Genomic DNA, 12,751 nt, shown 5'->3' with positions numbered 1-12,751 from the left:
GAAAATCAAATAATCACTATAAAGATCAAGCATATCCATTTAATTCCCTCCCTAAAATTAAGGGCGGAATTCTAATGCTTTTTAGTCAAACTACAAGTTTATGTGCGTAACATGAGTTAGTGATTTTAGAAGCGGAGCGTTTTGATGAGCGGAAGGGAAAAATCAAACTTCTTGCCAAAGCCGCCTAAAGTTATTGTGCGGCTTGGCTCCAACTATAAATAGGGCCACAAGCAGAGCCTGTGAACTTAATGGTGGCTTGGATGATGGTAGAATATTTTCAGCGTACTGATTAATTTTTTAATATCTTCTTTCCCGATATCCAGATGAGTAACTAAGCGTACCATCCCTTTTTTATTGGCTTGCTTTGGCAGCAGAATTCCTTGGCCTGCTAAATAGTGTTGTAGCGCAGGATAATCGCCCTCGACCTTTATAAATAAAATATTGGTTTGTAAGGAGTTGAAATCAACACTAATCTCAGGAAAAGTGCTTAGTTCTGCTGCCAAATACTGCGCATGCTCATGATCTTCTGCTAAGCGTTCAATGTTATTATTAAGTGCATAAATACCGGCTGCGGCAAGAAGGCCTGCTTGCCGCATTCCTCCACCTAACATTTTACGCCAGTGTCTAGCCTCTTTGATCAAGGCTTTGCTGCCACATAATAAAGAGCCAATCGGAGCACCAAGGCCTTTAGAAAGACAGATTGAAATAGAATCAAAGTGTTGTGCGATAGTTTCTAACGATACGCCTAATTTGACGCAGGCATGATAAACACGGGCACCATCTAAATGAGCAGCCAGTTTCCTTTCGCGACAAAAAGGCTTGATCTGATTTAGATAGTCCAAGGGCAAGACTTTGCCATTCATGGTATTTTCAAGACATAAGAGTTTGGTCCGGGGATGATGATCATCTGTGGGCTTAATCGCCATGTCCACTTTTTGCAAATCGAGGCAGCCGTTTTCTGCAAAATCTAGTGGCTGAGGTTGAATACTCCCTAAAACTGCAGCCCCCCCACCTTCCCACATGTAGGTATGTGCGGTTTGTCCCACAATGTATTCATCGCCGCGCTGACAATGAGCCATAATGCCCATGAGATTAGTCATCGTACCGGATGGGGCGAAAACGGCCGCCTCCATTCCCGCATAAGAGGCCATCATCTCTTCCAATTCAAGCACGCTTGGATCATCACCAAACACATCATCGCCAAGCTTCGCTTGGGTCAGGTAATCAAGCATGGCTTTACTGGGTTTCGTAACAGTATCACTGCGAAAATCGCTCATAGCGGCTCCTCCAATAACAACTTGAGTTAAAACGGGTGAACATACCCATATTTTAACCTTTTGCCCATTGCAAACTATTTAAAAGCCACCTTCCTGGACTGGATAATAATTGTCTCTCTTGGCTTCATTAAGCCATTTTATTAATAAATCACCCATTTGGCGGCGGGCTGCTTTTAAGGCTAAGGAGTCTTGCGCGTTGGGGGAATGGAGATCATCGCAATGGGCAGCGCCCTTTATAAGATAATAAGTAAAATTAGGATTGTTTGCATTGCCATTTTGTTCAGTAAGCGAAAGGGAAGACCAGGGATCGTGCTCGCCATTGGTAAAATAAATATTGCTCACGGTGTTGTCCATTAAGGGATAATAAAACTTTGCATTGAGGCTTGCTGTTGGTGCGGGTTCGTGGAGGGCAAACAAGCGTTCGCAAATCTGGCGGTGGTAGGTGAGATTAATTAAAGAGGAGCGGCTTGCTTGAGCGGGGTCGTGATTAGCGTTTTGCCAATAACCATATTCAGTACAGGATTGATAAAACCATTGACGCATGCCCGCCCCATTGTGATAGTCGGCAGGATTTTCGCTAAGCGCCCCTTGAGCGGTCATTTCTACGGCGTTTACATTCATGCGTTGGTAAAGTTGTTTTGCGAAAGCCGCATAGCCCTCTAAGGGACTTGCACTCTGGGCTAAAAACCTGCAAAACTCTGTTTTCATGCCATATTGAACCGCCGCAGCACCGGTATCAGCAACTAAATACAAAAAATCAGTGGGGTCTTTGACCTCTTGGGCTGCAAAAAGCGTCTTGATTTGGTTAAATTGGTTCTCATCAAGGAGAGATGATTCAATGACTTGGGTAACTTGGCGCATCTGGTTTGCACATTGAGGGCCTACTACTTTATTAATATGGGCGTCATACTCATAAAAATCTTCCTTAGCCATAACCGGAGCTGAGGAGGCAAGCGCTCCCGCAATTTGCTGCGGATAACGAAGCCGATAATATGCAGCTAATGAACCCGGATAAGAGCCACCAAAGGCAATCCAGGTACCCTGCCATTGCTGCTTGCTCATCATATATTCTTGAAACCGGGCTAAATCTTCTAAAGCTGCTTCAGTGGATAAATACTTTAGTTTATCCCTTGAGAAGGAATTAAATGGAAGGCTTTCACCATAATAACGATGCTCTAAAGCCACCAGTTTGGCATGATGCTGTTTGGCATAGTCGCGAATTGCTCCAGTTAAGGCCCGCGCAGTGCAAGTGGATTCGCCGCAAATATAAAAAAAGACGGGATCCGTGCGCTGATTACTGAAACTTTCATCAATATAATAACGTTGCGCAAAATGCCCCACATAAGGGTGTTGATGATCTATGCTTTGCTGAAAGGTCAATTGCTTAATTGGGCTATTGCTTAAAGAAGCCTGTTGCTCCTGATAATAATGGAAAAAATGGGTAACAGGTCCGGCATTCAGGTTACAGAAGCTTGCGAGTAATAAACCACCGAAAATATTTTTTAAATTCATCATTTATCCTTGTCGCATCCTAGTTCGTTAATCGGCTGTTCATTTTGTTTGCAATAAGATCATTGTTGTGCCAAAATAATACTATCTACTTGTTTGGAGCTTCTGTGTTAAAAAATGCAATGTTCTTTTCTCTTGCTGCCCTTTCAAACAGTATATTTGCGGCTAGTGTCGATTTATACGACGCGCCCTTAACGAGCGTGCAAGCCTATGTCAAAGCAGGCACAGGTACTAATGGCTCACGTAATTTAGCGAATCAAGTTAATGTATTACAAGCAATAAGTACAACGCAAGGGCCTAATGCGACGATGATCCGTTATCAGCAGCGCTATTATGGTATCCCCGTCATAGGGTCACAGGTAATCATTAGTAAGCAAACTGTACAAGGTAGGAGTGTTCAAGGCTCAGAAGAGGTCAGCGGTCATCTTGCGAGTGGAATTAAGCTTAACCCGAAGCCCCAACTAAGTGCCCAACAGGCAATTGATATAGCCAAAACTAACTATTTCAGCTACTCGCAAGCGTCAACTCAAGGAGAAAAAGCTGTCCTGCAAATTCGCGAAGAGAAAGCTAGTTTTGTTCTTACCTATTTAGTGTCGCTTAAGAGTATAGATGCTGAGGGTAACCCTTCGATGCCTTTTTATATCATTAATGCGCAAACAGGTGCCATTTTAAAGCAATGGGATAATATTCAACATTATGCTGATTTTGGCCCTGGTGGAAACGTTAAAACGAAGCAATATACTTATGGTAAAAACGGTCTGCCAGCTTTATCGGTCATCAAACAAGGCTCTATTTGTACGATGGATAGCCCCGCGGTAAGGCTTGTTAATTTGGGCCATAAATGGGATTACTATGACGCTATTTTAAGCCCTTATAAATATCTCTGTGGCAAAAATAAGGGCGATCCCATTCATGGGGCTTATTCACCTGCTAACGATGCTTATTATTTCGGTCATGTTATTGTTGCTATGTATGCTCAATGGTATAAGTTACCTGTATTGCGCGGTTCTCGCGGACAGCCCGGAAAGCTCTTGATGCGGGTGCATTTTGGCCAACAATATGATAATGCTTTTTGGGATGGCACCTCGATGTCTTTTGGGGATGGTCTGCAGTTTTATCCTTTAGTCGCTCTGGATATAGCCGGACATGAAGTAACCCATGGCTTTACCCAACAAAATGCTGGATTAGAATATCATGATCAGTCTGGAGCGCTTAATGAGGCGATGTCTGATATGGCCGGGCAGGCGACGAGAGTTTATTTGCTTTCAACTTTACCGCTGTTCTATAAAAAGCTCTATTTAGGCCAAAGTACTTTAACTTGGGGAATTGGCGAAACAATTACTCCACCGGGTATGGGCACTGCTTTACGATACATGAATAATCCCTCAGCCGATGGGAGTTCGGCTGATTGTTTGAGTCAGCCCTTAGCGAATAGTAGTGGTTCTTCTTGCCTACGTACCTATGCGGATGTAGTGGCTTATGCCGAGGCGAATCTCGAACCTAACAATCAGCAAAGTTATATCGTTCATCAAGCCAGTGGGGTGTTCAATAAAGCCTTTTATTTGCTATCTAATCAGTTTGGTACTCGGGTAGCTTATAAAATTATGCTGCAAGCCAATATGAAATATTGGACACCCACTACTAATTTTACTAGTGGCGCTTGTGGTGTTTTACATGCTACAAAAGATTATAAGCTCAATACCAATGTTGTCAGAACAGTCTTTAATAAAGTAGGTATCAATACCACCAGCTGCCACCTTTAATCACCTCAGGGTTGATCTTTTACCCTGGACGGATATCAGCGCGCAGGTGGCTGTCTACTTTAGCAATGGCCCTCCGTAAGCCAATAGGGGGTGCGGGGCGAAATAGCCCATGCGTAAGAGGAGCCTCCAGCCTGGTATTATCCCTTTCATAAAAATTGACGTCACTATAAATGCTCTGATAGATTTCCGCTTGCTGTCTTTGGAAGACGACGGAGGTCATTTGCTCCAGAGTTAAATCCGGGACAATAGCTTTTTTATGCTTAATATGTGGCTCTGCTGCAGTGTGTAAGGCGCTGTCGGGATAGGTACTAATTGAGTAAGACTGACCTGCAACATTAACGGTTTGTTTGGCCGCTGAGCTAATATAAGTATTGGCCTCTTTAGTAGTGATGACTAATTTATAAGGTTCGAAATTAGAAAGGCGAATTAAGTATTTATCGCTCCCTGTTACTATACTGCTGGCTTTCTCGCGCGCCATTAAGCGAATAATTCCTTGTTCGAAACTGGTTTTAATGGCCGCAGGGCTTAAAGTGGTCAGCATGAGTGTCAAATGTTGGGCGAGACAAGCAATTTGATTTTCGGTAGTTGGTGGGCTAGGCGTAAAAGGCAGAGGAAAGCCTGAAAAGTTTTCGATTCCCATATATTTCTTCACAATTTGTTCTAATACCTCTTTATCCTCTTTGGCGAATTGTTTAATTTCTAATTGTACCATTAAGGTTTGCACTAAGAAATTTATTAAGGCATCAATATGTTGCCGGCTCGTTCTTGGATAATTAACAAATATTGACTGTGCCACAGCTTTCCAGGTCGTAAGCGCAGCCTCTTGTTTTTCCGCATCTACCTCGCCATATAAAGAAAGGGGAAGATGAGTGGCTGCGGCAAGCATTTGTTCAGCATAACGCGATTCTTTACGTTTTAGTGCCCGCGCTTCTTCGTTTGGGATCTTTAGCATGTCTTCTAAAGCTTTTTGTTGCCCACTGCGTTCGACAATCGTGAGCCAAATTTTGGAAGGCAACTTTGATGCTTGATAGGCCGTTTCATAGGCGGTGATTAAATGGTCGTTAGGCACCTTATCTGCCTCGCCTAAGCGAATACCCTTTTTAGCTAAGTACTCTTCAACAAGCTTCCATCGGTTTACAATGGATAATTCCTTTTTCCCTTGTTCAATGTGTTTTTTCCTTTGTACATTAAAGGCATACATGATCAAATGCTGTTGGACCGTCTCTAAGCCAGGGATGCCTGCCGTTGCATTTCCAAAGAGTAAATCAAGAGTGTGACTAAATTCTTTATGGTCGCTATTTTCAATTATATAATGTTCAGAGGGCGTTTTTTCGAGGAGTAAATTCCAAAGATAAGCCGCATAGAAATCAGGGGAATATTTTTGCTCATCAGGATAAGCTGCCAATAACATTTGCGCATGTGGCCTAAGATTTGCGGCATCTACACTGTCGTTATTAATAAGCAGTTGCAAACGAGCTAATTTTGTTTTCATTTTTTCTAAATCAACCAAGACTTGCTTTTGTTGTTCAATAAAACTCTTTTTTCGTAACTCAATGGTGCTGGCCACCCCGGTGTCCGCTAAGAGCGGAAATTGTTGGGCAAGTACAATTCCCTGCTGCTCTAAATATGCGGCAATCATGCTTTTTATTTGGGTTTCTAAAGCAAGAATTTTGCCTTCATAATGAGTGATTAACTGACGGTATTCTCCTTTTTTTAAGGAGCTTAAAGAGGCTTGAGGAAAAACTATAGTTTGAATAAGCAGGTTATCTAAACGGTATTGTAAGGCCTCAAGTTTATTGACTAGCTCATCACGCTGGGAAAGCATTTGCGACCGTGCTTCTATATCGCCTTCCAAGGCAGCTTTGAGTTGGGAATGAAAAACTTGGGAAATCCCCTCATTGGCAAAGCGTCTAATGTAGTCCATTGAGGCGGAATTGGTACGCTCCGTCATGAGCAAGGACTCGGCTTCTAATTTAACCCAGCGGTCTAAATCGGTCATAATTTGACTTAAACCACGGATGGCGTCTACATCACCGCGCCCGGCTTTTTCTTTTATTTTAGTCAAAAAGCTATGAATTTTAGCCAAAGCGGGATTTTCGCTACTGGCAATTTTGGCTAATAATTTTTCCAGTGCAATAAGCTTGGTGTCGCGAATAAATTTATTTAGGGCTTCAACTTCTTCTGCTTCGGGATCCACCAGAATAATGGCTTTATTTTCTAGATAATGAATTATTTTTTCTTTAGCCTCGATTGCTAATTGCGTAAATTCGGCAAAGAGAAGATCTTTAATCAGAGGCTCAATAAGTTCAATATTCAATTTGGTGCGGGTTTGCATGTAGTGTTCGTTGTGAATGAGCATTTGCCCAAATAAATCCCCCCTTAATCCCATGTCACAACGTTGGGCATCAGATGGTTTTTTAGTTTGCTCCCAATCTGGGGTGCTGCCATCATAATTATGTTCCCGCCGACATTGCGCCAAAGCCGTGATGATCTGTTCAATAGCGCCTTCTTTAAGTTGTTCACTAGGGATGCCAGAAAAATTAATCGGTGCTTCAATATTATCTTCGGTGGCCCCTTTCCAAATTAAGGCTAAATAATGTCTATAGGTTTTGCCTTTATAGGAACTACTCCCATTAAAATAAGGGGTCTTCCAGGTGCTTGCGGGGTTTATGGTTGCATCATTAAGTAGGAGCCTTAGGGCGCTATGCAATCTGCCAATATCGTCCCAAGCACTATGACCATGTGATTGATACTCTCTGCGGTAACGTTTACTGGGTTTGTCGATGGCTTCTTGCGCAGCTTCCAGGCCAACCAGCTTATCATGATTAAGCCTGTCTTTAGAATTAGCTAAGCGTTGTTTTATCGCAGCAATTATCTCTTTGATAGCCTCATCCTCTGCGGCTTTAGCAGTAGTTGATGAAGCAAAGGTCGGATGTTTTGCTAAAAGGCGGGCATAAATACCTACCGCTGGTTTAAAAAACTGGGGGAGAGCCCGAGCTTCCTCCTGCATGACGCCTTCACTGGCGCGAACGTCAATTTGCTCGGCGGCAAGTTTAACTTGCTCTTTATTTAAGCTTGTAAGTTCATTATAAATCGATTTATTGATAAGTTGGCGTTCATTGGGCATAGGGGGTCTCTTAGCCATTAGTGTGCTTATATGCTACTCATGGAGTAAAAACAAATCAAACTATTTTAAGATTCCCTTCTCTTGGGTGTATCAGTTGTTCGGAAATCTGTCATTAAGTTGCATTTTTAGCCCGATAGTTGTTTGCTGAACAAAAAAATTAGTATATAATGGCCGCGTCCTCTCAATATTTTGCGAAATAAACAAGTTTTTCAAAAAGAAAATTGGATGAGCAATGAATACAAATTACCCTTGTTAATTTTGATTTAGGAATAGAATGGCTATCTATTTAATTACCACAGGCATCTTAGTGCTCAGTTTATTTTGTTTCGCTGTAATGATCCTTAAATTACGCCAGCAACCCCCCCAACCTTTGTCTTATTTAGACTATCTAAAACTAGGTTTTAGTGGTGTGGTGGCTTTTATTGCGGATACTTTAGGCGTAGGAAGCTTTGCCTGTAATGTGGCTTTAGCCAAGCTGTTTGGTACCTTTCGCGATGATGAACTTCCTGCGGTGAATAATGGGGCCCAGGTGATACCAGGGACGATAGAATCCTTATTTTTTATGCACTTGATTGACGTGGATCTTACCACCCTCGTTACCCTAGTAGCCGGTACCTGTGTTGGTGGTTTATTGGGCGGTTTTGTTGTCAGTCAGCTTAGTAAACAAGCTATTCGTTTAGCCATGATTTGTTCTTTTGCTGTGATTATTTTTCTTCTCATTTCCCATCAATTCCAATGGCTACCTGTGGGCGGCGAGTTAACTGAACTCCACTCCTGGAAGTTAGTGATTGGATTTTTTGCCTTAGTGATTTGCGGTGCCTTAACATCGGTGGGTGTTGGCTTATTTGTGATGGTCCAGGGCGTTTTGTTTGTAATGAATATTTCTCCCGTAGTCGCGTTCCCCATTATGACTACCGCTGGGGCCATGCAACAACCCTTGACTACGCTGGTTTTTTTACAAAAGAATAAAATCCCGCTCAAGAAAACCCTAATTTTAAGTCTTTCCGGCTGTTTAGGTGTGTTAATAACTATTCCTATCTTTACCCAGCTGACCATTAATGGCTTGCATTTATTTTTATTGGGTATCCTTATTTATAATTTTTGTGCTATTGGTTATAGCTACTTGCGCGCAAGGCCCCGCAAATCGTATAGTCAACAACGAGGTGGCTTAATACCCGCTGACTAAAAAAATTTAGGGAAATATGTCGAGGGAGCGCAGATGAAAAAAATACTTTATTTTGTTGTTGCTTTGCTATGTGCAGGATGTAGTTACGCCGATAATAAACATTTTGATACGATGGTCATTTTTGGTGATAGCCTTTCTGATAATGGCAATCTGTATCACTTTCTTTGGCAAACCTTGCCCGTTTCTCCTCCTTATTATGAGGGCCATTTTTCTAATGGCACTCTTTGGGCTGAGCAATTATATAGCTCGTATTTTCCTGCCGATTATACCGAAGGCTTGCAAAATTATGCCGTAGGTGGCGCAGGTGCGGTACTTTCCTATAAGCAACACCTGCCTTATACCTTAGTCATGGAGTTAGATAATTATTTGTATTGGCATACCTATGGGAAAAAAGATACCACCCTTTTTGCCATTTGGATTGGGGGTAATAATTATCTCAATGGCCCTATTAATATTGAGCCAATTACTGATGCAGTGGTTAATGCTATCGGAGGCACCATTGAGCGCCTAATTAAAGTAGGCGGCGATAAGTTTCTTATTCCCAACCTTCCTGATTTAGCACGTACACCCTATTCCAAGGAATACGGTACCCAAATTTTATTAAATGAATTAGTTAAACGTCATAATAGTAAATTGGCAGTTAAAATCGCGGAATTACAAGATAAATATCCTGAAGTCACTTTCATCTACTTTGATATATATAGTTTTTTTAATGAAGCCTTAGACCATGCAAATGATTATGGGTTTAGTAATAGTACAGAGGCTTGCTATTTAGGCGGCTATGTCGGTTGGTTAAAAAAACCAGACGATAGCCAATTACAATCTTATTTAAAGACTTTAAACCCTCACCTAGACAGTACTAACTGGGAATTAATCAGTAATGATCCAGAACTTAAAGAGGCGCTTACAACGGGTTATTTATATCGTTTATTGCCTGCCAGCCATAAAGAAAATATATCCTGCGATGATTATGTATTTTGGGATAGGATCCATCCTACAACCCAGGCCCATAGGGTGATTGCGGAAAAAGCCCGCCAGCTTCTTGATGAAGCAGGAATCTATCCTTTTCTTCCTACAGCATCGCCTAAATAAAAGATAAGAGCCTCTTGCTTGGGGCTTTTTGCCCTAAGCATCTTCTTATAATATGCCGGTAGTGGTGGTATCTGTAAGCTGCTATTTAGTGTATAATCCGGCTAATTTTTAGCTAAAAGTATCAATAATGGAAGACCCAGTAAGTAAATCACAAAAGAAGAGAGATGCCGAATATATGCGCAAAATTGGCATCAAATTAATTGAGTTAAGCAATACGAAACTTGCGAGCCTGCCGCTCACAGAGCAATTGTATAAAGCGATTGTGGATGCTAAATCGATTAAGAGTCATGGCGCCAAAAGACGGCAAGCTCAATTGATTGGTAAGCTAATGCGTTCTGCTGATTTTGATGCCATTCTTGCTGCTTATAATCAGTTAGAGGCTGAAGACAGTTCGGTAACGGCTAGTTTCCATGAGGTTGAATTATGGCGGGATAAATTAATTAATGGTGGTAAAGACAGCTTAACTGAGTTTCTTGATGTTTATCAAACCGATGTGCAGCAATTGCGCCAATTAATTAAAAAGGCCGTTGAAGATCAATTAAAAGAAAGAAATACCGGCGCATCCACTGCGCTTTTTCGCTACTTAAGGTCTTGTATTAAATGAATTATTCCCTATTCGTAAGTTGTCCTAAAGGACTTGAGTATCTTTTAGAAGAGGAACTTAAGGCCTTAGGCTTAAAAATTACACGCGTCAGTCCTCAGGGCGTTTATGGCGAAGCCAGTTTGCATGTCCTTTATGAACTGTGCATCTGGTCGCGAATTGCCAATCGCGTCCAGTTAATTCTTTTTAGTGGTTATGCTGATCATGAGCAAGGCTTGCATCAGCTTTGTAGCAACTTCCATTGGCAAACGGTATTTACGGTGGATAAAACTATTGCAATCGAATTTCATGGTACTTCCGAACAAATTCGTAACACCATGTTTGGTGCCCAAGTGGTTAAAGATGCTATTGTTGATCATTTTCGTAAACTTAATGGCTCCCGACCTACTGTCGATAAGGAGCATCCCGAGATCCTTATTCATGCCCATTTAAAAAATAGCTACCTAACCGTAAGCTTAGATTTAATGGGCTACAGTTTGCATCAGCGCGGTTATCGCGGACGTGCAGGTGCTGCACCCTTAAAAGAAAATGTCGCAGCAGCCTTATTAATTCGCGCCAAATGGCCGGAGTTGGCTGCCAAGGGCTATGATTTTCAGGATATTTTTTGTGGCGCCGGTACCCTAGTAATCGAAGCCGCGATGATGGCCGCTCATATTGCTCCAGGCTTATTACGCCATGATCACTCTTTAGCGTATTGGGCCCAACACCAAGAAGGCTTATGGGAAAAAGCTCGTGCCGAGGCTTTAGCGCAAGTCAAACCGTTAAAAATAAAATTTTTAGGCAGCGATACTGATCCTAAGGCCATAGCCTTGGCGCAAACCAATGCGCAATTAGCTGGAGTAGGCGCCTTAGTTGAATTTAAAGTAGCCGATATGGCACAGGCCGAAGCTCTAAGCCCTCAAGGCTTATTAGTGTGCAACCCACCCTATGGCGAGCGCTTAGGAGAACTAACGCAATTAATTCCGGTTTACCAACAACTGGGCCAGAGCTTACATAGCCAATTTCAAGGTTGGCAAGCTGCGGTTTTAACCTCTAATGTGATGCTAGCAAAGGCTATCGGCCTACGGGCTAATAAACAATATACTCTTCATAATGGCCCTATTGAATGTAAATTGTATTGCTTTGACCTTTCTGCGAAAAATGAATTAAAAGGCACTAAAGAGCGCCCCTTGTCCTCTCATGCGCAAATGCTTTTTAATCGCTTGCAAAAGAATCATCAACATTTACAAAAATGGGCTAAAAGAAATCATATTAGTGCTTATCGCGTGTATGATGCGGATATTCCTGAATATGCTTATGCCATTGATCTTTATAATGATCACGCCGTGTTGCAAGAATACGCCGCTCCCACTAGTATTCCGGTACATGTAGCCGAACAGCGCAGTCTTGATGTTATTCAGGTGGTGCCGCGGGCCTTAGGGATTCCCGCCGCTAAGGTTGTCGTCAAACAACGGAAACAGCAAAAAGGTAAAGAACAGTACCAAAAAATGAATCAAACTCAACATTCTTTATTAGTTGAAGAGGGTGGGGCGCGTTTAAAAGTTAATTTATATGATTATCTCGACACCGGTCTTTTCTTAGACCATCGCTTGATGCGTTTGAGTTTTGCTAAGCTTAAACCCGGAACTCGTTTTTTAAACTGTTTTTGTTATACCGCCAGTGCTAGTGTGCATGCTGCCTTAGCTGGCGCACTCACGACCAATGTTGATCTTTCAAATACTTATTTAAAATGGGCCGAAGAAAATTTTCGAATTAACAAAATCGATAGTGCTCGTCATCAGTTTATCGCTTATGACTGTCGTGAATGGCTACGTCTTAGCCGCGATCGTTTTGATGTAATTTTTTTAGATCCGCCGAGCTTTTCTAACTCAAAACGTATGACCGATACCTTAGATATTCAACGCGACCACCAGTCCTTAATCCAAGCGGCTATGCGTTTATTAAATCCCGATGGCGTGTTATATTTTTCAACTAACTTCCGCCAATTTAAATTGGATGAAGCTCTAAAAGAGAAATTTACGGTTCAAGATATTAGCGAACAAACTATAGATCAAGATTTTAAACGTAATGCGCGGATCCATTATTGCTTTAAAATCCAAAGCCCTCACTTCTCTTAAAGAATGCAGGGCCTTGGCAAACTAGATTTTTGACCCAAAGAAAACGATAAATGCTCCTAGCTTAAGATGCGCTTCTTCC

General features: G+C 42.0%; 8 protein-coding genes. 5 read left to right on the top strand and 3 right to left on the bottom strand.

Annotation, left to right across the window (positions count from 1 at the left end):
- Positions 1-245: 245 nt before the first annotated feature.
- On the bottom strand, positions 246-1,277 hold the full coding sequence (gene ltaE / locus ELY15_RS04325) for a low-specificity L-threonine aldolase (RefSeq protein ID WP_127098429.1): 1,032 nt from the start codon (positions 1,275-1,277) through the stop codon (positions 246-248).
- A gap of 78 nt (positions 1,278-1,355) precedes the next feature.
- On the bottom strand, positions 1,356-2,792 hold the full coding sequence (locus tag ELY15_RS04320) for a S28 family serine protease (protein ID WP_127098428.1): 1,437 nt from the start codon (positions 2,790-2,792) through the stop codon (positions 1,356-1,358).
- A 101-nt stretch (positions 2,793-2,893) separates the two neighbouring features.
- On the opposite strand from ELY15_RS04320, the gene ELY15_RS04315 reads away from it, so the two are divergent.
- The gene (locus tag ELY15_RS04315) at positions 2,894-4,549 is read left to right on the top strand and encodes a M4 family metallopeptidase (RefSeq protein WP_127098427.1); all 1,656 of its coding nucleotides are present in this window, start codon (positions 2,894-2,896) and stop codon (positions 4,547-4,549) included.
- Between the two features lie 19 nt (positions 4,550-4,568).
- Here ELY15_RS04315 and ELY15_RS04310 read toward each other — a convergent pair whose 3' ends face one another.
- Entirely contained in the window at positions 4,569-7,676 is a 3,108-nt protein-coding gene (locus ELY15_RS04310) for a hypothetical protein (RefSeq protein ID WP_233586510.1), read from the bottom strand.
- A 274-nt stretch (positions 7,677-7,950) separates the two neighbouring features.
- On the opposite strand from ELY15_RS04310, the gene ELY15_RS04305 reads away from it, so the two are divergent.
- The 4 genes from ELY15_RS04305 to rlmKL all read left to right on the top strand — a co-directional run bounded on the left by ELY15_RS04305 (position 7,951) and on the right by rlmKL (position 12,672).
- Positions 7,951-8,862, top strand: a complete 912-nt coding sequence (locus ELY15_RS04305; protein WP_127098425.1) for a sulfite exporter TauE/SafE family protein — start codon at positions 7,951-7,953, stop codon at positions 8,860-8,862.
- 33 nt (positions 8,863-8,895) lie between these two features.
- Entirely contained in the window at positions 8,896-9,954 is a 1,059-nt protein-coding gene (locus tag ELY15_RS04300) for an SGNH/GDSL hydrolase family protein (RefSeq protein WP_127098424.1), read from the top strand.
- A 127-nt stretch (positions 9,955-10,081) separates the two neighbouring features.
- Positions 10,082-10,558 (top strand): ribosome biogenesis factor YjgA, encoded by a 477-nt coding sequence (yjgA, locus tag ELY15_RS04295; RefSeq protein WP_127098423.1) that lies wholly within the window; start codon positions 10,082-10,084, stop codon positions 10,556-10,558.
- Entirely contained in the window at positions 10,555-12,672 is a 2,118-nt protein-coding gene (gene rlmKL / locus ELY15_RS04290; protein WP_127098422.1) for a bifunctional 23S rRNA (guanine(2069)-N(7))-methyltransferase RlmK/23S rRNA (guanine(2445)-N(2))-methyltransferase RlmL, read from the top strand. The genes yjgA and rlmKL overlap by 4 nt, the downstream gene beginning before the upstream one ends.
- Positions 12,673-12,751 lie beyond the last annotated feature (79 nt).

The organism is Legionella sp. km772 (assembly GCF_003989735.1).
In the GTDB taxonomy this organism is placed as follows: Bacteria; Pseudomonadota; Gammaproteobacteria; order Legionellales; family Legionellaceae; genus Legionella.
This window is presented reverse-complemented; position numbering and strand designations above follow the sequence as displayed.

Coding starts and splice junctions, on each gene's coding strand:
- rlmKL (WP_127098422.1), top strand. CDS start 10,555: ATGAATTATTCCCTATTCGTAAGTTGTCCTAAAGGACTTGAGTATCTT.
- yjgA (WP_127098423.1), top strand. CDS start 10,082: ATGGAAGACCCAGTAAGTAAATCACAAAAGAAGAGAGATGCCGAATAT.
- ELY15_RS04320 (WP_127098428.1), bottom strand. CDS start 2,792: ATGATGAATTTAAAAAATATTTTCGGTGGTTTATTACTCGCAAGCTTC.
- ELY15_RS04310 (WP_233586510.1), bottom strand. CDS start 7,676: ATGCCCAATGAACGCCAACTTATCAATAAATCGATTTATAATGAACTT.
- ELY15_RS04305 (WP_127098425.1), top strand. CDS start 7,951: ATGGCTATCTATTTAATTACCACAGGCATCTTAGTGCTCAGTTTATTT.
- ELY15_RS04300 (WP_127098424.1), top strand. CDS start 8,896: ATGAAAAAAATACTTTATTTTGTTGTTGCTTTGCTATGTGCAGGATGT.
- ltaE (WP_127098429.1), bottom strand. CDS start 1,277: ATGAGCGATTTTCGCAGTGATACTGTTACGAAACCCAGTAAAGCCATG.